Annotated in this window: 27 protein-coding genes and 3 pseudogenes; 10 read left to right on the forward strand and 20 right to left on the reverse strand. The window is 49.5% G+C overall.

The annotated features are described in order from the left end of the window. A complete protein-coding gene (locus BACINT_RS21775; RefSeq protein WP_007485429.1) occupies positions 1–375 on the forward strand; it encodes a hypothetical protein in 375 nt (124 codons plus the stop codon). 186 nt (positions 376–561) lie between these two features. Here the strand turns inward: BACINT_RS21775 and BACINT_RS21780 are convergent, their stop codons facing one another. Continuing rightward, complete coding sequence (locus BACINT_RS21780) at positions 562–834, reverse strand: hypothetical protein (RefSeq protein ID WP_007485427.1); 273 nt, start codon at positions 832–834, stop codon at positions 562–564. A gap of 566 nt (positions 835–1,400) precedes the next feature. Between BACINT_RS21780 and BACINT_RS21785 the strand changes: the two genes are divergently transcribed. From BACINT_RS21785 to BACINT_RS21810, 6 genes are read left to right on the forward strand one after another with little or no spacing between them, the layout of a single operon-like run. Then, positions 1,401–1,664, forward strand: coding sequence for a hypothetical protein (locus BACINT_RS21785; RefSeq protein ID WP_007485426.1), 264 nt, complete (start codon positions 1,401–1,403; stop codon positions 1,662–1,664). Positions 1,665–1,675: 11 nt separating this feature from the next. Continuing rightward, positions 1,676–2,164 (forward strand): SLOG family protein, encoded by a 489-nt coding sequence (locus BACINT_RS21790; RefSeq protein WP_007485423.1) that lies wholly within the window; start codon positions 1,676–1,678, stop codon positions 2,162–2,164. Positions 2,165–2,170: 6 nt separating this feature from the next. Beyond that, positions 2,171–2,389: a hypothetical protein gene (locus BACINT_RS21795; RefSeq protein ID WP_005776813.1), complete on the forward strand. Its 219-nt coding sequence runs from the start codon at positions 2,171–2,173 to the stop codon at positions 2,387–2,389. A gap of 18 nt (positions 2,390–2,407) precedes the next feature. After that, positions 2,408–2,665 carry a hypothetical protein gene (locus BACINT_RS21800; protein ID WP_007485421.1) on the forward strand — a complete coding sequence of 86 codons (258 nt, stop codon included), beginning with the start codon at positions 2,408–2,410 and terminating at the stop codon, positions 2,663–2,665. 20 nt (positions 2,666–2,685) lie between these two features. Beyond that, the gene (locus BACINT_RS21805; protein ID WP_005776811.1) at positions 2,686–3,273 is read left to right on the forward strand and encodes a hypothetical protein; all 588 of its coding nucleotides are present in this window, start codon (positions 2,686–2,688) and stop codon (positions 3,271–3,273) included. A 27-nt stretch (positions 3,274–3,300) separates the two neighbouring features. Next, positions 3,301–3,519 carry a DUF3873 domain-containing protein gene (locus BACINT_RS21810; protein ID WP_007485418.1) on the forward strand — a complete coding sequence of 73 codons (219 nt, stop codon included), beginning with the start codon at positions 3,301–3,303 and terminating at the stop codon, positions 3,517–3,519. 123 nt (positions 3,520–3,642) lie between these two features. Here the strand turns inward: BACINT_RS21810 and BACINT_RS21815 are convergent, their stop codons facing one another. The 19 genes and pseudogenes from BACINT_RS21815 to BACINT_RS24415 form a co-directional block, all read right to left on the reverse strand. Then, complete coding sequence (locus BACINT_RS21815) at positions 3,643–4,089, reverse strand: DUF3872 domain-containing protein (protein WP_007485416.1); 447 nt, start codon at positions 4,087–4,089, stop codon at positions 3,643–3,645. A gap of 15 nt (positions 4,090–4,104) precedes the next feature. After that, positions 4,105–4,689: a conjugal transfer protein TraO gene (locus tag BACINT_RS21820; protein WP_007667366.1), complete on the reverse strand. Its 585-nt coding sequence runs from the start codon at positions 4,687–4,689 to the stop codon at positions 4,105–4,107. Between the two features lies 1 nt (position 4,690). Further along, positions 4,691–5,539: pseudogene (gene traN / locus BACINT_RS21825) on the reverse strand (conjugative transposon protein TraN); the annotation flags it as partial. A gap of 212 nt (positions 5,540–5,751) precedes the next feature. Continuing rightward, positions 5,752–7,077, reverse strand: a complete 1,326-nt coding sequence (gene traM / locus BACINT_RS21830) for a conjugative transposon protein TraM (RefSeq protein ID WP_007485410.1) — start codon at positions 7,075–7,077, stop codon at positions 5,752–5,754. Beyond that, on the reverse strand, positions 7,025–7,351 hold the full coding sequence (locus tag BACINT_RS23950; protein WP_007485407.1) for a TraL conjugative transposon family protein: 327 nt from the start codon (positions 7,349–7,351) through the stop codon (positions 7,025–7,027). Before BACINT_RS23950 ends, traM begins: the two co-directional genes overlap by 53 nt. An 18-nt stretch (positions 7,352–7,369) precedes the next feature. Further along, positions 7,370–7,993: a conjugative transposon protein TraK gene (gene traK / locus BACINT_RS23955; RefSeq protein WP_005776802.1), complete on the reverse strand. Its 624-nt coding sequence runs from the start codon at positions 7,991–7,993 to the stop codon at positions 7,370–7,372. 23 nt (positions 7,994–8,016) lie between these two features. Beyond that, positions 8,017–9,024 (reverse strand): conjugative transposon protein TraJ, encoded by a 1,008-nt coding sequence (traJ, locus tag BACINT_RS21840; RefSeq protein WP_005776801.1) that lies wholly within the window; start codon positions 9,022–9,024, stop codon positions 8,017–8,019. A gap of 1 nt (position 9,025) precedes the next feature. Further along, on the reverse strand, positions 9,026–9,655 hold the full coding sequence (locus BACINT_RS21845) for a DUF4141 domain-containing protein (protein ID WP_007485401.1): 630 nt from the start codon (positions 9,653–9,655) through the stop codon (positions 9,026–9,028). Positions 9,656–9,732: 77 nt separating this feature from the next. Then, positions 9,733–10,005, reverse strand: a complete 273-nt coding sequence (locus BACINT_RS21850) for a DUF3876 domain-containing protein (protein ID WP_007485399.1) — start codon at positions 10,003–10,005, stop codon at positions 9,733–9,735. Between the two features lie 6 nt (positions 10,006–10,011). Further along, positions 10,012–10,503, reverse strand: a pseudogene (locus tag BACINT_RS21855) (TraG family conjugative transposon ATPase); the annotation flags it as partial. Positions 10,504–10,616: 113 nt separating this feature from the next. Beyond that, a complete protein-coding gene (gene ltrA, locus BACINT_RS21860) occupies positions 10,617–12,275 on the reverse strand; it encodes a group II intron reverse transcriptase/maturase (protein WP_007485391.1) in 1,659 nt (552 codons plus the stop codon). Positions 12,276–12,904: 629 nt separating this feature from the next. After that, a pseudogene (locus tag BACINT_RS21865) lies at positions 12,905–14,926 on the reverse strand (TraG family conjugative transposon ATPase); the annotation flags it as partial. After that, entirely contained in the window at positions 14,911–15,246 is a 336-nt protein-coding gene (locus BACINT_RS21870; protein ID WP_007485389.1) for a DUF4133 domain-containing protein, read from the reverse strand. The pseudogene BACINT_RS21865 and the gene BACINT_RS21870, both read right to left, overlap by 16 nt. A gap of 31 nt (positions 15,247–15,277) precedes the next feature. Then, positions 15,278–15,577 (reverse strand): DUF4134 domain-containing protein, encoded by a 300-nt coding sequence (locus BACINT_RS21875; protein WP_005800207.1) that lies wholly within the window; start codon positions 15,575–15,577, stop codon positions 15,278–15,280. A gap of 145 nt (positions 15,578–15,722) precedes the next feature. Then, positions 15,723–16,445, reverse strand: coding sequence for a hypothetical protein (locus BACINT_RS21880; RefSeq protein ID WP_007485388.1), 723 nt, complete (start codon positions 16,443–16,445; stop codon positions 15,723–15,725). Positions 16,446–16,457: 12 nt separating this feature from the next. Then, entirely contained in the window at positions 16,458–16,820 is a 363-nt protein-coding gene (locus tag BACINT_RS21885) for a DUF3408 domain-containing protein (RefSeq protein WP_005800212.1), read from the reverse strand. A gap of 3 nt (positions 16,821–16,823) precedes the next feature. Further along, positions 16,824–17,519 (reverse strand): ParA family protein, encoded by a 696-nt coding sequence (locus BACINT_RS21890; protein ID WP_225629627.1) that lies wholly within the window; start codon positions 17,517–17,519, stop codon positions 16,824–16,826. Next, on the reverse strand, positions 17,413–17,943 hold the full coding sequence (locus BACINT_RS24685; RefSeq protein WP_008777066.1) for a hypothetical protein: 531 nt from the start codon (positions 17,941–17,943) through the stop codon (positions 17,413–17,415). The genes BACINT_RS21890 and BACINT_RS24685 overlap by 107 nt, the downstream gene beginning before the upstream one ends. A gap of 11 nt (positions 17,944–17,954) precedes the next feature. Continuing rightward, positions 17,955–18,368 carry a hypothetical protein gene (locus BACINT_RS24415; RefSeq protein WP_007667384.1) on the reverse strand — a complete coding sequence of 138 codons (414 nt, stop codon included), beginning with the start codon at positions 18,366–18,368 and terminating at the stop codon, positions 17,955–17,957. 13 nt (positions 18,369–18,381) lie between these two features. On the opposite strand from BACINT_RS24415, the gene mobA reads away from it, so the two are divergent. The 3 genes from mobA to mobC are packed head-to-tail and all read left to right on the forward strand — an operon-like array spanning position 18,382 to position 22,087. After that, a complete protein-coding gene (mobA, locus tag BACINT_RS24420; protein WP_005800214.1) occupies positions 18,382–18,828 on the forward strand; it encodes a conjugal transfer protein MobA in 447 nt (148 codons plus the stop codon). After that, complete coding sequence (gene mobB / locus BACINT_RS21905; protein ID WP_044155162.1) at positions 18,803–20,029, forward strand: conjugal transfer protein MobB; 1,227 nt, start codon at positions 18,803–18,805, stop codon at positions 20,027–20,029. Before mobA ends, mobB begins: the two co-directional genes overlap by 26 nt. Before the next feature lie 45 nt (positions 20,030–20,074). Next, positions 20,075–22,087: a conjugal transfer protein MobC gene (gene mobC / locus BACINT_RS21910; protein WP_162303114.1), complete on the forward strand. Its 2,013-nt coding sequence runs from the start codon at positions 20,075–20,077 to the stop codon at positions 22,085–22,087. The last annotated feature ends 43 nt before the right edge of the window (positions 22,088–22,130 follow it).

Genomic DNA, 22,130 nt, shown 5'->3' on the forward strand with positions numbered 1-22,130 from the left:
ATGACAATCAAGAAATCCCAAATCGAAAAATGGATAGCCGCCCAAAAGAGACACCGGCTATCGGACACCCATGTACAAATGGCCCGTGAACTTGGACTCAATCCCGATAAACTCGGCAAGATAGACAACCACCGGCAAGAACCGTGGAAAGCCCCCTTACCGGAATTTATAGAAGAGATCTTCTATAAACGTTTCAAAAAGGAACGTCCTGATGTAGTAAAGCCCCTAAAGCAAATCCTTAAAGAACAGGAAATAAAGACTAAAACCAAAAAGAAGGAAAAAGAAATACGGCGTAAAGAGCGTGAACAGGAACAGATTAATAACGGAACAGATGAAGTTCTTACATTTCAATCCCCAACCCCAATAACGGAATAAAAGCCACATTATTATCAGTAGAAAGAACGTTCCCATTCTTCCGGAACCGGAACAATCTTTCATCCATACAAAACCGCAGAAAAGTGTTGTACAAACAAGCGCGATGAATCACACATTGGACAGTACAACACCTTTCTTTTTTCCGGTTTTGAAATAGGAAGGCTTTTATTATATCGCTCTGTTTTTTTACTCTCTGATCTCCTCAAAGGCAGTATCTATCACATCATAGTGATCACCGTCATTAACACTCAATGCAGCCACAAGGCTGTTCAATGTCCGAACTGCGTCCAAACGCTTTTCCACATCACTTTCATCCGGATTGCTCAAGACATCTATCGCACAGGTCAAATGCCCTTTCATCTCTTGCAATGTAGATAGACTCTGAATGGGAAACAGATAGAAAAGCCCATCTTCTGAAGACCGGACTACTCCTTTCAGGGGAGTCGATTGTAAATCCATAACAATAACGTTAGTATATTAAATTGACGTAACGCTGCCAGTCACAAGTCCAAAGCATCGCCAAACGCTCAATACAGAGTGAACCGACAGGTTACGTCAAAGTATATAACCTACCCGGTTCATTTACCTCTGTATTTTTGAAATTGGCGATTTCTGGACTACGGTAAACGAACACATTACACGATGCTATTTGCAGCGCTAACACAAAGGTAGAATTTTTTCGTATTAATCATCGCTTTATGTATAAGGGATTTATAACACAACGATTTTAAGCAAAGTTTAAGGCTAACTTCCTTCGGGGTATTTCTCTCACTGTTTTCAGTAGCCATCACTCCACATTTAAAGCAAAGGAACGAATTAAACTAACTTATTCAAGTGCAAAGGTACTTCGGGTTCTTAACGGAAAAACAAGGTCAAGCCGTTCCGGTTTTGAAAAAAATCTTCCCTGCGCCATAAATGGCACGAGGTATTTTTTCCAAAAACCTTGTTTTTCCTGAACCCTACCTTTTGACGCACATGAAATAAGTCAGCTCAACTCGTCAATGCATAAAAAAAATGTCGTGATTATGAAAACAGCAAGAGAAATACATAACGGAAATAAGAACAGACTCAATCTGCCTCTGCATAAATTGTTTGGCTGGTCGGTTCGGCTCATTCTTTCAGGCTTCTGTTGGAGTCTGTACGGTGGCAGTCTTTTGGCGTGGTTTATCGGTCTGTGGCTCGTAAAAGAACTGATAACGGACGTGATCCGCTTCGCATGGGGTTATCTGGTTTCCATTCTTTCCTTTGCTGTCGTAGTCGGGATTATCATTTGGTTATTAATACTTTAATACACACAGTTATGACAATGGATATTACAAAATCAGTAGCGTTCACCGGACACCGTTCAGAGCGTATCCTCCAAGTCCGTATGCTGTATCTTTATCTGGATATAGTTTCGCAAGTGAAAAGGTTGTATAGTCTGGGCTATCGTTACTTTCTAAGCGGAATGGCGGAAGGCTTCGATTTGCTTGCAGCCCAAGCGGTAACTGCCCTTAAAGCGGAATACACGGACATTCGACTCATTGCCGTTGTGCCGTTCAGCCGGCAGTCAAACAGATACCGGCCGGAGAACAAGTCCTTATACGACCGGATAATGAAAACTGCCGATGAAACGGTCATTCTCCGAGAAGATTACCGCAAAGGCTGCTTCCACCACAGGAACGACTACCTGATTGACAACTCCGAGATTGTTTTAGCCTATTGGGACAAGCAGCCCTATGGCGGTACTTATTATACCGTAGGAAAAGCACGGATGGTGAACAGAATCATTATAAATCTTTATAAATAAAGCCTTATGAAACGATACAGCAGGACTGTCGCACAGCAGTGCAGATATTACGAGGTAAGCAACATTTTCGAGTACATGGTGGAAACCTACCTGAACGGCAACATCACCACCTTTGGAGAGCTTTACCAGGAATTGTGCAAAGAAGCGAGAAAAGATTTTATCGATTTCCTTCTCAGTGAGGTGGAGCCGATATACTGGAGAGAGATTTTGAAAATGACTGTCTAATGAATAAATCAGAAAAATATGAACGTAACGTTTGAAACCACAATTTGTGCATGGGATGAAAAAATCCCTGCACTCCTTATCCGACTGGTAAACACCCTTCTCTTTTGCCGGACAGAAGAGGAACTCCGTCAATCCATTAACAAACTTCGGGAAACGGCCGAACTGGACGAGTTTTTCACCTACGGCTACGGCTCACACCATTTCTGGTGCAACCAGCGCATTTCCAAAGGAAGTATGCAGTTCATCCAAAGCCGGTTATTCATTGCAACATTTTAACCCTCTAATACATAAATGATATGAAACCAATATCCCAAATGACACGAGAAGAGAAATTGCAGGAGATTGTAGAGTACAACCCTTGCAGGGTAGAGCGTAGTGCAGTCCTCCGTTACTTGTTGGCAGTACGCCGTAATGACACGGAACAAATCGCTTATTTCGAGAGTTTTGGCAAGAGTGTACGACATATCATACTCAATGTACGCACGTATGAAAGAGGGATGATTTTCGGTTATGTCGGCAAGCAGTTCAACGAACACGGTTGGATAAATGGCATGTTGCCGATAATAGAGGAAATCAAGTTAGACACCTTCAACACGATCCATATCGGGCAATCCGTTGACGGGACGTATGCGGTAGCCATCGACTGGTGTACCGGCACAGCCGGAGGCGGTAGCCACCCGTCCGTTTGGGATGAACCTGTCAGAGATTATAAGGAAGCTGTCCGACAAGGAATCCTTCTGTTGGAGCGACAATACAACAAAGCGGAACGTTGGTCTGTTTCCGACAGAAGCAATTACAACCCAAAGGTTATCCGCAGTCTGAAAGGAAAACTGTTGGAAATCAAGCGGAAATACACACAGCCCCGACAGTTAAGTCTGTTTTAATATTCACGAACTATAAAATCATAAGTTATGGCAACAAAAATGAACGAGAACGGAGTTTCAACCTGCAAGACGGGTGAGAAATATGAAAAATTCCAAATGACCGTAGGACGGAAAAGGCGCACGTTCTATCACTATGATTATAGGGATACGGCAGACAACGAACTTTTCTCCTGTGTGAAGCCCACATTGGAAGAGTGCAGGCGACAATGCAACGAGTGGCTTAAAAAGAAAGAGGACAAGAAATAATACAGGAACAAGCTCCCCTTACCGGAATGGAAACCGGTAAGGGGAGCTATCTTATTAGATTTTCATTCAGTTTCTCTACTCAGCGTTATCGCTGCTTTTTTTTCGGGGTATATCCGGCATAAATCATTCGGTATCCTCCTTTTCATCTTCCGCTTCATTATTAAAGGCAAAAGACTTTTGCACAACCTGACCGAAGGAATCAAGAATGTAAATGTCTATTTTCTGCTGGTCTGTGCCAAATGACCTGTAATAGAGCCTGAATGTTTCTTCCGGTAACAGATACAGGTCGTTCGGCAACAAAACCGTACCGTTCTCCATGCGAAGCTCCCCTTTGCCTGTCGGTTGGAAGTACCTGATGAAGTATTTGGTGTCCTGATACTCGCCGCTTCTTACGAGCTGACAACGGATTTCCGCTTCCTCGCCCTTTACGATTGTCGTCTGCACCGGCAAGGTCGCCAGATCAAACTCATACATCTGCTGAACGTCCAATTTGTCAGAACAGGCGGTCATATATAACAAGGCTACCAGCATACCACCTGCTATAATCATGCTTTCAATCATCTTTTTCATTCTATTATTGTTTTATCAATTCAAAATAATTTTCAATCCCACCCCGAACTGGAAATGAAAGTGTCCGCTGTCATTTCCCCAGAGGCAACGCTCACGGGCATGGAACAGCAATACCACCTGGTTGGCAAGGTAGGTTTCTATCTCCAGCGATACCGCACCGCCATAGACAAATGCATCCCCGACACACAGGCGTGAACCATCGAACAGCATGCCTGTGCCCCAATTCACGGTTTCATATCCCGCCAACACCGAACCGCCGGCATAGCAGAGAAACACCTTGTTGGCATCCGAAAGGAAATTATAATAATAGCCGCCTTCCGCAGTGAATTGGGAAACCGGGACACGTATGTCCTTGTATGGATAATACTTCTGGAGATACTCGCCACTGAATACCCACTTATGGCAGCCGTTCACATACCTGTCCATTCCCATCCCGAAATGGTAACCCAGCTCGTTACGTTTGTCCGCAGTGTGAAAGCCATCCGTCATGCCGGCGGTAATACGCAGCCCTTTTGTACCGGGCAGGCAACGTTGGGCATGTGCCTTGTCCGTCAGGACAAAGTACAAAAACATACATATAATAACAGATACCCTTTTCATACTATTTCACCTTCAGCTCGTTAATGACTCTGGCACGGATCAGCTCGGCGTTAGTCAGAATAAACCGCTGATGCCTTCCCCCGTTCTGTTCGTTCATCTCAACAACCAGCTGCTTGTCATCCGGAAGGGTGAATTTGGGCAGGGTAAATACCGTCCGTTCCGTGCTCTTTCCGTCAACCGCCGTCACATAGTTGAAGGCACGAAGCGGCACGATAACCTGTTCCTGAATGGCGGTACGTTTTGCAACCTTTTTATCCACCACCTTAAAAGTGACAAAGTCAACGGAGAATGGCACGTTGGAAGCGTTTTTCAGTTCCATATGGAAATAAAGCAGACCGTTGTGCGTATAAATCCCTTTCAGGATATACTGGATACCGAAGCGCTTGCAGCCGATATGCTTCACCAGACGTTTGTTGTTGTCATAGACGGACTTCATGATCAGCCGTACCAGCAGCGGGGACTCGCTGCCGAGTTCCGTAAGGTAGATTTCCTGCGAGTTGTTCGGCCGGTTCACCGCCTCGCCATCATGGATGAAGTCTTTCATCTCGATATTCAGCTTGGCCGGCTCGTCCGCATACTTCACGTTGAATGTATAATAGCTGCCGTCATCCGTGATCACCGCCAGATTCGTTTCACGGGAGAAGTCCCTCAACGCCGCTTTCACCCGAAGCACGTTCTCCGAACCGTCCGCTTTGCCGGCAAGAATGTCAGCCGATCCCAGATCCACATACTTGATAGCAGCCGGGAAGATAAGGTGTACAGTTTTATTAAATGTCACCTCCAAGGCGTATGGAGGAACCATCCGGTCGAATGTCACCGGACGTGTCAGCCCGTCAAACAAATCACCGGTGGACGGGCTGCGCCTTGCGTCCTCCTTATCCGGCAGCGGCGTGGTTCCCGTTTCTCCGGAATCCGCCGTTTCTTCCGTGTCATTTCCCGTCTTTCCCACTTTCACGGTCTTTTGTGCATACGCACCGGTCATACCAATGGCAAAAGCCATCATTAAAATTACTTTTTTCATGCTTGTTGTTTTTTCTTGATTAATAAATTGATTTTAACCGTTTATTGTCTTGACACGAGCAATAGCTCGTAATCCGCCTTCAAAGTCGCCTTGACACTCCTGAACTTTGTGGAAAGGTATTGCGATGCGCCCTGTATCACCCCTTTGCCCAAGTCCGCAGCCAGCTGTGCACCGGCATTGCTGGAGATATTGATGCTGCTTCCCATTGCCGAACCCATGTTGGCCGCCATCTCCTTGACGGCGGTAAGCTCCTGCGATCCCCTGACCTCAATGCCCTTCATGCCCCTCGTATTATAAGCATCCAGTTCCACCGGCAGGATTGTTCCCTGAAAGGCGACCGAGGAAACGGTGATTTCCATGCGTTCACCGCTGATTTTCGCCGTGCCGGTCAGTATCGTGTTGGCGGGTATGTACAACTCTCCGGCCTGCACCGGCTCCAGCAGGCGGAGTCCCACCTCCTGACCATCGCTGCCCGAAACCGTTACCGTCCTGTACACGCAGGCACGGATACCGTTCCTTTCCGTACGGCTCCGGACTGTCCCCACCGTGTGGAAACCCATGTTTCTGGGCTTGCCGTACTGTCTGGCGAACTCTTCATCGGACAAGGGTGCGGCCAGCAGGCTAACCACCCGTTCCGCTACCTGCGTAACCGGGCAGACCGGCATTTTACCCGTAGAGGAGGACACGGCGACCTGTTTGGTTTCACCACCGCCCGGCATGTATCTTGCCGCCATCTCGTAGGACTTCTCCATCAGCCGCAGTTGTTCCTCACCGTTTTCTCTGGCCTTGCGCTCTTCCTCCGCCTGACGCTCCAGCTCCTGAATACGCCATTCCAGTTCCAGCGTTTTCTGGTCATCTTCCGCAGGCCGTATTTCATAAAAACTGCCTAACTGCCGGTTGATGTCTTGATAGGCATTGGCGGAGGAACGGATAGACGGACTGCCGTTGTCCGTGTCCTCTTCCGTCAGGAATACCTCGTCCGCCACCGGCTCTTCCTGTTCCAGCGATACCGCCAGATCCTGGAGCGTGTTCATTTTCTCCTTTTGTTTCTTTTCAAAGGCACTTTGTTCGTAGGCGGTCTTTTTATCCGACGGCAGCCCCTTGTCCTCCGGCATCGGGACATCCACGTTGAATCCCTCCCTTAATGGCTCGTCGCTGTCAGAAGGAGCGAATATCAGCCACATCGCTCCCAGAAACACGAGAAAGAACAACGGATACACGAGCATCTTCTTTCGTTTGAGCATCTCTTCCGGAGTCAGAGGTCTGGCCTCTTTCTTCCCCTGTTTCGGCGTTTGCCCTTTCTCTTCCGCTTTTTCAGACGTTGCAGCGTTCGCCGGTTGCCGTTCCTGATTTTTTAGGTTCTCCATAATCCACCTGATTTTTAATGTTTATACTATCCTTGTTTATCCCCCTGTACAGTTCCATCCGCCTGATATGCTCCATTTGCAACTGCTCCCCCTCATGCCTGCCGATGCGGTATATCGAAGATACCGTCATGTATATCGACAGACAGCCGAAGCCGGTGAGCATGGCCACCACGCAGACGAGCCGTACATCGGGCGACATCCGTCCGCACAGATAGCGGAGTCCGGCGTCTATCCTGTCAGGCACGTACCTGATCCATTTTTTCAATCGGTTCATTTCCTGTCTTTTTTTAAGTTATCGTTCAACGGTTCTCAAATCCCGGTTCTCCACGATATTGAACTGCTCCATCGTGAAGCCGTGCGGGTTATTGTCCGACCTGACCGAGTTCAACAGCCGGCAACGGGTTACAAGGCTCCGTTCCGTGATGTTGCTCGACCTGACGAGCGACTGCCGTGCGTAAGTTGTCACCACATACGGGTAGCTGTTGAAATCGCACGCCACGCTGTCCACCCGGATGCTCTGGTTGATATTGGCCGAGATTATACGGTTGTAATACCCCTTTTCCTCCCAGTCCTTGTAGTAGCGGAACGCACTCTCGTCGCACAGGAACAACGCCCGGCGGATATTCGACTCGATAGCCGCCTTGTCGGGCGACAAGGTGAAAAACAGCTCGTGGAAACGCCGGATATGTTCTTTCGCCTCCACCGGCCTGTTCTGCGAAAGGTCTTGGGAAAGAGCAAGTATCAGGGACTTCCCATTGTCCAGCACATAGATTTTCTCCCTCTGCCGTTCGGCGAACCGGTAGGAGCTCCAGAGAGCATAGCCGGTAACCAGGGCACAGAGCGAAACGAACACGATCCCCATCGTGCGAATTTGCCGGAAGCTCGTTTCTATATTCTTTAAACTTTTAAATTCCATACATCTCTAATATTTACGTTGGTTCATCTTCCTCTTAACTTGCCGGCTATATGCCCGATGGAAGCACCGGTGATGGCGGCAGCCGCACGTCCGCCCTTCAGTGACCACGAGTTGACCTGCTTGCCGTAATTGCCGGCTCCCGATGCCTGAATCACCCATGTGGATACTGTCGGAATGGTGAAATAGCCCACAATGGCTATCAGCATGAAGATGATGTAAGCGGAATTGTTCACGTCGGGCACATAGGCGGGATCGCTTAGTGCGGCGATGTCCTTCTCGATCATCAGCACCTGAATCCTTGCCAGCACGGAGCTGAACAGGTCGGATATGGGCAGCCACAGATAGATGCTGATATACTGGCAAATCCATTGGATCATTGTATTGTGGAAGCCGTCGTACACCGATATGGCGAATGACAGAGGTCCCAGAATGCTCAATACGATCAGGAAGAAGGTTCTCAGCGTGTCCAGTACCAGCGAAACCGACTGGAACAGCAGTTCCAGAAAGCTGCGGAAGAAATTGCTCACGCTCTGCCTGGCCTGGTATTTGAGGCGTTCCGCCGCCATGCCCGCCATGGCCTTCAAATCCGAAGGCGACCATCCCAGATCTTCGATCTGGCGTTCATATTCCTCGTTATCGACCAGATACGCCGTTTCCGGATTTCTCGTCATCGCCTCGTATTCCAGTTTCTGCCGCTTCTCGGAATACTCCCGTATGTTCAGTGTCTGGCCTTCCATGATACTGTGGCAGCCGGTGACCACCGGACTCATGATACCGTTGATAGTCCCCAGAACGAATGTGGGGAAAAACATGATGCACACCCCCAGACAAAAAGGTCTGAAGAGCGGATAAATGTCAATCGGCTCGGCTCTCGAAAGAGCCTGCCACACCCGTGAGGCCACATAGAACAGCGCACCCAGCGCAGCCACTCCGGTAGCCACACCCGTGATGTCCGAACAGAGCGGCATCATCTCGTCATAAAGGTTACGCAACACTTCGTGAAGGTTGCCGAAAGTTTCCTCGCCTGTCATGTCACCAGTATTTTTGATTGTCCGTTCCGTACAAGTCCAGCACCCTTTGGGTATCATTCTTCTTTTTCGCACGCAGGTAAGAGATACCGATGTTCCGGTTCGTGTAATACCTGACCAGATTGCGTTGGTTTCTCACGTCACGGTACACACGGTCTATCACGTCCATGCGCTCCTTGTCCGTCATAGAAAGGCCGGTGGAGGTCACAACGATCTTCATCTCGTTCAGCATACCACTGCTTTCTTCCAGCATCTTCGCATATCCGGAGGCGATTGCCGAAAGCTCGTCCGGCGTATAGTTCCCGTCCGTCAGCATTTTCTGGAAAGAATTTACATAGATGTCCGATATTTCACCGACCAAGAGAACGGTCTGCTGCACCTTACGGGCATCTTTCACCAGATTGTTGACCGCTTTCAAAGCGTCGTAATAACGCTTCCCCTGTTCGTAGATCTTGACTGTTTCCTGAAAATTCTTCACCATATTTTCTGCCGTCGTCGTGGTCTGCACCACGTTACGGGTCGTATTCACGATGCTTTGTGCAAGGTTCGAGGGATCGAACGTTACCCATTGCGCCTTTACCGCCATAGTCGGACAAAGCAGCCCGGCCAGACAGACAGCCATTATTCGTTTCATGTCTTTTAAAATTTTAACGTTAAATAAATCGGATAGTTTTCTTTCCATTTACAGGAGAACCGGAGTTCTCCTTTTTCTTATGAATCATCCGCACGTACATATATCTCTTCGGTAGCCAGCACCAGACGGTCTTCCTCCCGGTCATAAGCGAGCTGCACCCTTCCCAGAAGATCCGCCCAGATGATGCCGCCGCTTTGGTGGATCGTGCCGACCACCACCGCATCAAGGTGGTAGGTCAGGGCAATCTTGTATGTACCACCATCACGGAATACGGTGACGGGCGGCGACTTGCGGCTGCTTTTCCACTCCCCGCATATCCAGTAGAGCGGAAACAAGGTTTCATACTCCATAAGCACTTACGGTATTTCATTGTTTTGATTCCGTTTCTTTTCCGCAAGCCTTCGGATAGCCAGTTCGATATTGCCGCCCAGTTCCTTTGTGAGCCCTTCCAGTTCCACCTTCTCGCTCTCTTCGGTCGAATAGCAAAGGTATTCTTCGAGTGATACCTCCGTGGCGTACACTGTTGACTGCACACCCCCCAACCCAAACCAGACCTCCTTGTATTTGCGTCTTGGATCATTAGACATATTCACCGACAGGATCTGCGCCTTTTCCTTGTCCGTCAGACCCAGCAGGGACTGTATCTGCGAGAACTTGTTAAGATACTTCCTCTGGTCAAGCAAAATCTTGCAGTCGCTGTTGTTCACTATGGACTCCTTCACGATAGGAGAGGAAATGATGTCATCGACTTCCTGCGTCACAACAACCGCCTCTCCGTAAAATTTGCGGACAGTCTTGAACAGGTAGCGGATATAGTCCGCCATCCCTTCTTTGGCAATGGCCTTGCCGGGTAGGTCAGAGGCATTACTGCCCCTTTCCCCCCTCAGAACCGTACGTGAAAGTTTCCAATCATACGGCTCAAGCAGTGTTAAATTTCTATTTAATAGAAACCAGCTCATAGTTACATCTTATTAGTTTGAATGACTTTTCTTCTACAACTGTCATGTAGCAGATTATTTACTTTCTTGCCGTTGACTGTTTGTTGGGAAGTTCCCCAAGGATGTTCCTTGTCTATGGGTTTACCACATACGGGACATAAATGGTTCTGTCTTTCCCACATGTACAGCAACGATTTTCTACCGTTGAGCGACTGTAGCATCTTGTAAGTCTTGCGCTTTTCAAAATACTCTGTCCATTCGGGGGCAAAGGGATTTGCTTCACCTTTTACCTTGACATATCGGGTAATCTTTGTGTCATACAGCCTTTTCAGAGCAATCCTGTCATCAGTCTTGCCTTTCTTGAAGTTTGCCACGAAGCACCAGTTACGGTTCTTTACCCGTGTAAAGTATCGGTCGGCAATCCAATATTTGCCTTTCTTGGGGTGTCGTCTTGTAGCCCATTGCCATAACTTTTCAAATATCAGGTAGTCAGCTTTTCTGAATGTGTCAGAAGCCACACAATTCTTGTAGTAGTTTACCCAGCCTGTTATCACAGGATTCAAGAGCCTTATAAGTGATTCCTGTTTGCTTCCTTTATTGGAATCGATGATTCCTCGGATTTTCTGCATGAATTTCTTCAGGCTCTTTTTGGACGGTTTGATTAGAAGCACTCCTTTGTATTTTCGGATATTGTACCCAAGAAAATCAAATCCGTCATCAATATGTGTAATCTTTGTTTTCTCTTCCGACAGGGTTAATCCCCTTTCTTTGAGAAAGTCCACTACTAACGGTTTGATTTCTTCCAAAGCTTCCTTGTTTCTACCCGTGATGATAAAATCATCCGCATAGCGTACAAGATGTACTTTAGGATAGTAGGTCGTCGTTTTCCTGGTTACAAATTTCTTGTGATACTTCTCTGCAAGCATAGTTTGCAGTCCGTCCAGTGTCATATTCGCAAGAGTTGGTGAAATGATACCGCCCTGTGGAGTGCCCTCTTCCGTGGGGAATAGCTCCTTGTTGAAGACGAAACCGCATTTGAGCCATTTCCGCAGCATCACTTTATCCATAGGGATATTGTTCAGCAGCCATTCGTGGCTGATGTGGTCGAAACAACCTTGGATGTCACCCTCCATAATCCATTCGGGAGAAGCTTTCTTCGCAAGGACACAAAAACATTGTTCCCTTGCATCTCCGGTACTTCTCTCTTTACGGAAACCGTAGGAATTACTGTCCGCAGTTGTTTCCGATACAGGTTCCAACGCAAGCAGGTATAATGCCTGCATAGCCCTGTCTTTCATTGTCGGGATACCTAAAGGACGTAATTTCCCGTTACTCTTTTTGATATTGACCCTTTTTAACGGCTGGGGCTTGTAGCCTCTTCTTTTCAGTTCACCGATAGCCTTGAATCTGGCATTGGGAGTTGACCATTTCACCTTGTCAACGCCTGCGGTGTCACTGCCACTGTTTGATGTAACACGCTTTACGGCTAAAGCCTTAGCGTAAAACGAATGCGTCAGCACCCACTGCAAGGATTTCACCCTGCCGTGTTTGCCCGCCTTTTGAGCTTTTACAATACGTGCTTGTAGCTTATTAACCGCTATCACACACTTGTTCCAGTCTATGCTTTCCCAAGTGCTCCATTTACGGTCAGTAGATGCACACGATGTTTTAATTTCGTTCATTTGCTTTTCTCCTTTAATAAGTTCTATAAGTTTCTTGTAAAACATCCACCATGCGGAAGTCTGCCCACTTTCGTGTGAGGTGATGTTTCAACCTCTATCCGTCCCATTACAGAACGGCATTCGCTTTCTCCGCATTCCTCTGCCCGCACTCCATTCGGCTTCACTTACGGTCTGCTTACCTGCTGTTACACAGGAGAAGTACGGGTTTACCATGTTTCTTGTATATGACAAACGAATGGGTTAGAATCCGTCTATCCGCCGGCAGTCGTTATGTCCGTGTAACCTTAGCATGGAGAAGGTTAACCGACTGCATCCCTTTTGGGTTAGAGCCCAGTATCATTAGCAGCTCATTCGAAGTTACGACGTTTATCAACGGTTCACATTACGTTATTCATACCATTCAGCCTGGCTCCCCTGTCGTTCGATACTAACGGCAGTTGTCATCCCCTCACGGTTCAGACTTCTCCTTTCGGAAGGGCTTCATTGTTGGTTCTGTTACCGCACGGGTTCATTGCTTAATACCGCACGTTCCCATAGGCTACTGTTGACGGAACAACAGGTTCAATCGTTCTATTCCCAACTCGTGGAATGAAAGTTGAACAATCATATACAAGACTTACATGTCACAGCCACGCTTCCTCTATGATGATCATCTTGCGTACCCCTTTCAGACGACGCATCTTGTTGATAAACAACTCCATAATAATAATAGTCGTCACCGGAAAAAGAATGGGGTGATCTTTGATCTGATCAATTTCGAAGACGATAAACCGCTTACCGAGCAAGTCAAGCTGCTTGTCGGAGTTAAGCAGAAAATCATATTCTCCACCACGGTAATAAGGCTCCAGCACGTTCAGGAACCCCGCAAGGTCGAAATCCTTTTCCCGGACTTCTTTCTCTTCCAGTATCCTCCGGTAGTCCGTTTTCACGAACTCGTAGAAGGTGTTGAACGAGGGAACGATGCTTTCATCCTCCTTGATGCGCCTGATATACAGGGACACCGCATTGGACAGAGCCACTTCTTCCGAACGTGTCGCCGGTTCATTGTCCTTTTTCCAGAGTGTGAGGATTAGTGTCTTGATACTCTCACGCTTCTCAATATCGAAAACTTTATCATCCGTGAAAAAAGGGTTGAACGCTATCGGGTTTTCGTCCGTATAAGTGAAATAGATACCGTCCTTTCCACCGCTCTTCTGGTGTATCAGCGAGCAAAGCCCCTGGTAACTGTTTCCCGTGTCGATCAATACCACGTGCGTGCCCTGTTCATAATATTGCCTCGCCAAATGATTCATAAAGAATGACTTGCCGCTTCCCGAACCGCCCAATACGAATTTGTTGCGGTTGGTGGTTACGCCACGTTTCATCGGCAGGTCGGAGATGTCCACGTGCAGCGGTTTTCCGCTGATACGGTCTGACATCTTCAGTCCGAAAGGTGAAACGGAGCTGCGGTAGTTCGTTTCTTCCACCCAGAAGCAGAGAGCCTGTTCGATGAACGTGTAGAAGCTCTCCTCTGCCGGAAAGTCAGCGCCGTTCCCCGGTATCGCCGCCCAGTACAGCGTGGCGGCGTCCACCGTATTATGGCGTGGCTTGCATTCCATCATAGCGATCTGGCTGCCCACGTCATTACGCATATTCTTCACCTCCATAGGATTGTCCGTCCATGCGATGATGTTGCAATGGGCACGCACCGAGGTAAGCCCGAACGAATGTGCGTCATTCAGGTACAGATCGATCCACTCTTTGTTAATCTGGTTACTCCGTGAGTACTTCGAGAGCGACTGCATGTTGCGTGCGTTCTTCTCAAAACGTTGCAGGTTCTCGCCGCTGTCATCCAGAAAGATATACTGGTTGTACAGGTGATTGCACGAGAGCAGCAGGCCTACCGGACTGGCGAATGACAGCTTGCAGTCGCTTTTGTCCGTCGATAGCCTTTCATACCGGCAGTCCGTACCCACCTTGCTGGGCAACGCATCCAGTTCCGAGAGCGTATGTACCGAAACGTGCTTGTCACCGACACGCAGGCCGTCATCTCCGAGTTCGATGTCTTCCAGTGCAGTGGTATTTTCCATTGACAGACAGAAATATTTCTCCACCAGTCCGGCCTTATTCTCCGTGCCGGTAATCTCATCACCGACGAGCCGTCTTAGGTGTACCAGCCCTGTATCGTTCACGATACGGGCGAATTGCCCCACCGTATCCAGAAAATGGGCGGTGGTATCCTTGTCCACCTCCTTGGGGATGATGAATCCCCTGCACAGCGAAGAGAAGCTGCTCTGCATCCTCATGCGCTCTTTCGTCGTTTTGGTCAGGTACAGATAGCATTTATGGTTCAAGAAAGGACGCTCGTTGAAGTGCATCTCGTAGCTTCGGGAAAGGAAACTTAGATTCTCCTTGTCCGTCTGGCTGCGGTAATCCTCCCGGATAAACCAATCCTGCTTATGTACCACCGTATAATTGGGCAATACCTTGATTGCCTTTGCCCATGCCGCATGGATAGCCTCGTATTCAGCTGCCGTCACCGTGAAGAGTTCGGGCAGATCCACCTCAAAGACGGCGGTGATGTCCGCATCTTTGGAGATGATACAGTCCGCTTCGACGGCGAGAAGCGGAAACTTGCTTTCCAATGTGGCAGCCTTTAGTGTGTTACGCATACGTTCTTCTTTTTAATCGTGAATAGTTTCCGGGGACTGATCCGGTTGATCAGGTAGCGGGGGTGCTGTTTCCTGGCCAGCAGCTTCATCAGTCCGTGTTCCCCGAACTTGCCGTTCAGATGGAAAGTCAGCCGGACCAATACGGATGCGGATATTACGCCGAAAGCAATGCAGAACCACTGGTTCACGCCGGCCATATAAAGAATAACAAACAGCACGAACAGAGCCAGCAGCCCACCGACGAAAATAAAAAGATATTGAGCCTTGAGTCCCTTGAACTCCGCACTCTCGCCGATTCCCTTGTTCAGTTCATAATTCATATACATTATTATATATAGGTGAATCCGGTTCTTAGAGAAAGAATGAACGAAGAATAGTGGCAGCCACGATTAAAAAGATACACGCACCAAACCAGCTCGCCGCCGTTTTCGAGGTATCCGGATCGCCGGAGCTGAACTTGTTGTACACCTTAATCCCGCCGACCAGACCTACCACAGCTCCGATCGCGTAGCACAATTTCGTTCCCGGATCGAAGTAGCTTGTGACCATTTTCGTCGCTTCCGTGATACCGGCCGATCCATTTCCTTGCGCATAGAGCGAGCCTGTGGCGATTAACATAACCGCCACGAACACAAGTTGTTTCGTATTCATAAAATAATTGAATTTGAATGTGGGCACGACAGATGGAAAAGTCCGCCGTCCCCCGTTGTTAATTAAATTTGTTTGGGTTTCTTCTCGTGAAAAATGAATAGACAAGCTATCCGTAATCTCTTTCCTTCATGTACGTTTTACTTCGTTAAACAATATCATTTATGGAGAAAGTGTCCGGTATGGTTTCTGTCGCCGCTTCGCTGTCCGGGCTATTCCGTCTGCGGCATGCCGCAAGATGCAGCTCTATCAGCGAGTCGATACGTTCCTCACGCTCCGCATCGCCGAAGGTCAGCTTGTCGAACATCGGCGTGTTGCGCAGTTCAGCCAGTGTCTTTCCGGCCTGAAGCTTTTCCTCTTCACTGGCCGCTTCACCGCTGACCGTCACACGCACCGCCAGTCCCATATCCTCGAAGCGGATGCCCGTGGCTTGCGGCGTGCATCCCGGCAGGCATCTGTCCTGCTCGTCATCGTCTATCCGAGGATTGTCATCCGCCGGTTCTCCCCGGAACTCCAACGGGACATCCATATCTTCCATCAGTTCAAGATCTTCCGGCAGCGGACCCCCTTCGGCAAACAGCTTGTCCAGTTCCTCGGCAGAAACTATTTTCGGGTACTTTTCCTTCTCCGGTACAAAAATACCTGCTTCGCTTACAGATTTTTCGTTTTCAATTTTTTCGGGCGTTTGTGGCGTGGAGTGGCTAAGGGAAAATGTACTTTTGCCTAAAATCTCGCTCACGTCCACCGTCATCCGGGTAAGGATCTGCCCGGCTTTTTCCGCTCTCTTCCTCCGACTGTTCCGCTCGTGGAAGAGGTAGGCGGCTATCCATAACAGATAGCTACCGATAAGTAAGAATAAGATTGCTGACATGGTTTCCGGGGTTTAAAACAGTTCGGTACTTCGTTTTCTGTATTCCTTCGTGATCTCGTCCTGATAGGCGGCAAAGTGCTGTTCCAGCACATTGTCCACATAGCTGAAAATGGACATCTCGTTGTTCCCGATTGTCTGGACGATCCTCTGAATCCGTTCATGAAACTCCTTACGAAGATAGATTGTCTTGCCAAGCCGTGCGCAGACCGGTGACTCGTGGATGAACAGACGGACATATCCGCTCTCTTCACCGGACTGTCCCTTATTCCCGGCTGCTTGCGCCTGCCCGTCCGCCGGCCGGCCTTCCTTGAACGAGGCGACTATGGAGTTCTCGTCAATGTCCGTCAGGTTTATTTTTTTCCGTTCGTTTCCCATAGCCTACTTCCTGATAATGGACAACAGCTCTTCCGTAATCTCTTTCAGGTTGCTGCCTTTGACCAGCGTACCGTCTGCGGGGAACAGCGTGGAACGGAACAATGCCCTATGTCCCCCTGTCAGCTCACGGCGGAACCGTTTGCTGTCCGGCAGGAAGGTCTTCAGCACTTTCAGTCCCAGCTCGCCGATCACCTGTTCATACACTTTGTACAGTTCCGATTTCTCCCGGCCGTCCACCATGTTCCACAGCAGGTACAGCCCTTTGATATTCGTCTTGCCCGTAGCGATCAGCGTGTCATTCAGCCGGCTCGCAAAGCGGAGTGTGCTTTCCATCACCACCCTGTCAGCGGCAATGGGGGAAAAGACATAGTCCATGTTCACCAGCGTGTTCAACACGCCCGTACTGTTTACCGTGCCCGGCAAGTCGAAGAACACGATGTCTGTTTCCGGCATCTTTTCCAGCAGTTCGTCCGCTTTCGTGACAGCGTCCTCAGCCGTACTCTCCGCTATCGGATAGGCTTTCTTCCTTATCCGTTGCAGTTGTCTGTACGCCATCAGCTTGTAATGCTCGTCCTCCATGACCGTTTTCAGGTCACGTTTTCTCATCTCGGCAATGCTGTGTTGCGGGTAGTCGCAATCCACCACCGCCACATTCATCCCTTTCACATAGTGCAGGTAACTTGCCACCAGCACGGTCAGCGTTGTTTTTCCCGCTCCGCCTTTTTGCGTGGAAAAGGCGATAAAGAGTGTTTCTTTTTCCATGATGCAGTTTGTTTACAAATGATACTTTTGAATCAACGCCGCAAATAAAGAAGGAAAAAGAAGGGAAATTCATGGTTTGGGAACGGCGGGGTTCAAGTGGCCGGCTCCTGACGTGGAATGGCTGACTGAACAGCCAACCGACCGAAGTATTGTCCGTCTGATTGGCCGACCGACGGTCTGACCATACATGACACAATCCGGCGGACTGCATAGCCTGTCGGACAAACAGGAAGATAATCGGTTGCCTAATCATCCCGCCGGACAGACAGCCTTTTATCCGCTTGGTTGGCTGGTCAGCCAGCCGACCGCACCAACGTTGCAACGGCTGACCGTCTGGTTGGTTATCTGACCGGTTGGTCATTCAGTCCGTCATTACGCATCCCATTCAGGCACATCCTCAACCGCTGATTCAGCCATCATCGGCCGCCCGTTTTTCCTCCTGTTCCACCCGTGTGCACAAGTGGCTTCCATTTGGCATAATGTGGCTAATGTTAGTGATATACAACTGATTATATCACTTCCTAACTTTGCGCCATCCAACCGGGAATGGGCAGTTTGCCTTCCGTCGGTCACCAATCCCCGCTTTCCCCGAAAGCGCTCTTTCCTCTCCAAAGAGGAAAGATTTATGTTCGCCAGAACATAGCAAGCTGTGTTTTTTGCAGCACCACTCCGTTTTGCAGCAAAAAACGCTTGCCCTTGCAGGGGGGCTGCAATTTGCTCCGAAGTCGCAAATTGTGGGAGGGGGAGCTGACGGAGGCAATTCCACCCGGTGGAATTGTACCACATAAAAAACGTATATATGAACAACGAGAAAAAGCGTCCCCGCACACGGGGAAAAGGGGGCAGGTTACCCAAGCCGAACCCGGCCATCCGCCGTGAGACGGTCAATCTGGACGAAGCCGGCCATGCACGGTTTCTCACCATGTTTGAGCAGTCCGGTCTGTTGTCCAAATCCAAGTTCATCGCAGCACGGATCTTCAACGAAGAGTTCAGGGTGATCCGGACAGACCGTGCCACAATGGAGTATGTAGTCAAGCTCACGGAACTGTTCCGGCAGTTCCGTGCCATAGGAGTGAATTACAATCAGGCAGTCAAGGAATTGCACATCCATTTCACTGAAAAGAAAGCATTGGCACTGCTCTACAGACTTGAAAAGCTCACCCTTGAACTCGTAGAGCTGAACCGCCGGATTGTCGAACTTTCCCAAAAACTCGCCTCACATGGTAGCCAGGATCAGCGTGGGTAAGAACTTGTACGGCGCACTGGCCTACAATCAGAACAAGGTCGATGAAGACGGGGCAAAAGTCCTTTCGGCACATCTCCTCCGCTATCCCGAAGACGGGCGCTTCCGTCCGGATGAATCCATGCGGCAGTTTCTCGAATGGATGCCGAACCATTACCGCACCGAGAAGCCGGTCATACACATCTCCCTCAATCCGCATCCCGACGACGTGCTGACCGACAGCCAGCTGGCGGAAATCGGCAGGGAATACATGCAGCAGCTCGGTTACGGTAACCAGCCCTATCTTGTCTTCAAGCACGAGGACATCGGCCGGCATCATATCCACATCGTTTCCCTGCGTGTCGACAGTGAGGGAAGGAAGGTTTCCGACAAGTTCGAATACCGCCGCAGCAAGGAGATTACCGAACTTCTGGAACAGAAATACGGACTGCATCCGGCGGAAGGTCAGAAGAAAGGCGAAGAGTGGCAGCTGAAGCCGGTAGATGTTGCCAAAGGGGACATCAAACGGCAGATCGCCTGTACGGTCAAACCCCTGATCCAACTTTACCGTTTCCGCACAATGGGCGAACTCCGTGCCCTGCTTTCCCTGTATAATATAGGTGTGGAAGAAGTGAAGGGGGAAATTGGTGGACGCACCTACCACGGCATACTCTATACCGCTTTGGACGGCAACGGCGAAACGGCGGCCACTCCCATAAAGTCCTCCCGGCTGGGCAGAATGACCGGTGCACAGCAGCTGGATAAGAAGATGCAGGAATTCGCTGCAAAGATCAAGTCCGATCCGTGCCGTGAACGGCTTCGACCGTTAGTGGCCGACGCTTTGCGCCAGTCCGTGGACGAACGGGATTTCCGTGACCGCCTGGCGAAAGAACAGATAGACTTGGTTCTCCGCCGCAACGGAACCGACAGGATTTACGGCGTTACCTTTATAGACCACCGCAGCCGCACCGTACTTAACGGCTCACGTCTGGGCAAGGAATTCTCGGCGAACATGCTCAACGGACACTTTCAGGAACAGCCGCCAAATTCCCTGTCGCCACTTCTGCCGCCCGTTCCGTCCGCTGTGGCTTCCGGAAACGGGGAAAAAATTCCGGGAGGGTTGCTTTCCGATATGGAGCCGGAGCTGAACTATGTCCCCCGGCATCCCAGGCTCCTGAAGCCCGACAAGAAGAAATGCCGCCGGCGTTACGGTCGTCAGGACTGACCCGTATTACATAATTATCAAGACGATAACTTTTTTAAATTCAGTATTATGTCACAAGAAGATGATCTCAGGGGACTGGCGAAAGTCATGGACTTTATGCGTGCCCTCAGCGTATTATTCGTAGTTGTCAATATCTATTGGTTCTGCTATCCGTCCATCCGGGAATGGAACGTCAATATCGGAGTGGTGGACAGGATTCTGCTGAACTTCCAGCGCACGACCGGATTGTTCGGCTCCATCCTTTGGACAAAGCTTTTCTCCGTTACCTTCCTTGCCCTCTCGTGTCTGGGCACGAAGGGTGTAAAGGAGGAAAAAATCAAATGGGTGCATATCTGGACAGCCCTTTCCGCAGGTGTCGTCCTCTTCTTTTTCAACTGGTGGCTGCTCTGCCTGCCCGTACCGTTATTGGCACGCACCGCCTTTTATATATTCACTCTTGCTGTCGGCTATCTCTGCCTGCTCGCCGCCGGTGTATGGATTTCCCGCCTGCTCAAACAGAACCTCATGGACGATGTGTTCAACAACGAGAACGAAAGTTTCATGCAGGAAACAAGGCTTATCGAAAATGAATATTCCGTAAATCTGCCGACACGGTTCTATTATGGCAAGAAGTGGAACGACGGATGGATCAATGTCGTGAACCCTTTCCGTGCCTCCATCGTGCTGGGAACGCCCGGTTCGGGCAAGTCCTTTGCGGTGGTGAACTCCTACATCAAACAGCAGATAGAGAAAGGCTATGCCGCCTATATCTACGATTTCAAGTTTCCCGACCTCTCCACCATTGCTTACAACCACCTGATCGGTCATTTGGAGGGGTATAAAGTGCCGCCGAAGTTCTATGTCATAAACTTCGACGATCCCTCACGCAGCCACCGCTGCAATCCCCTCAATCCGAAGTTCATGACCGACATCTCCGATGCTTACGAGAGTTCATACAGCATCATGCTCAACCTCAACCGGTCGTGGGCGGCGAAGCAGGGCGATTTCTTCGTCGAGTCGCCCACCATTCTCTTTGCCGCCATCATCTGGTTCCTGCGGGTGTATAAGGACGGCAGGTATTGTACCTTCCCCCATGCCGTCGAGTTCCTTAACAAGCCCTACGAGCAGATTTTTCCCATCATGTCCTCCTATCCCGAACTGGAGAACTACCTCAGCCCCTTCCTCGATGCGTGGCTGGCGGGAGCTGCCGACCAGCTCATGGGCCAGATCGCCAGTGCGAAGATTCCCCTGTCCCGCATGATCTCGCCGGCACTCTATTGGGTGATGTCCGCCGACGAGTTCTCTTTGGACATCAACAATCCCGACGAGCCGAAAATCCTCTGCATAGGCAACAATCCCGACCGGCAGGCGATCTACGGTGCTGCGCTCGGCCTGTACAACAGCCGTATTGTAAAGATTGTCAACAAGAAGGGCAGGTTGAAGAGTTCCATCATCATCGACGAGCTACCCACCATCTTCATCAAGGGACTGGACAACCTGATAGCCACCGCACGCAGCAACAAGGTCGCTGTGCTGCTCGGCTTTCAGGATTTCAGCCAGCTTATCCGTGACTATACCGACAAGGAGGCGAAGGTGATCATCAACACGGTAGGCAACATATTTTCAGGACAGGTCGTAGGGGAAACGGCCAAAACCCTCAGCGAGAGGTTCGGCAAGATACTTCAGAAACGCCACTCCATCTCCATCAACCGGCAGGACGTTTCCACCTCCATATCCACCCAAATGGACAGTCTCATTCCACCCAGCAAGATCAGCGGACTGACACAGGGAATGTTCGTCGGCTCCGTAGCCGACAACTTCGGGGAGAGGATTGAACAGAAAATCTTCCACTGCGAGATTGTCGTCGATGCCAAGAAAATAGCCGAAGAGGAAAAGGCATATCAGAAGATACCCGTTATCACCGGCTTCGTGGACGGTGAAGGGGTGAATCACATGAAGGAAATGGTACAGGAAAACTACAACCGGATCAAGGAGGATGTCAGACGGATCGTGGCCGACGAGCTGGAGCGCATCGCCGCAGATCCCAACCTCAGACATCTTCTGGAACTGAACAAATAACCGTAAATGCAAGGCCTTCACACACGTGGAGAACCGTGTGTGA

Origin of the sequence: Bacteroides intestinalis DSM 17393, assembly GCF_000172175.1 — a bacterium.
Classification (GTDB): domain Bacteria; phylum Bacteroidota; class Bacteroidia; order Bacteroidales; family Bacteroidaceae; genus Bacteroides; species Bacteroides intestinalis.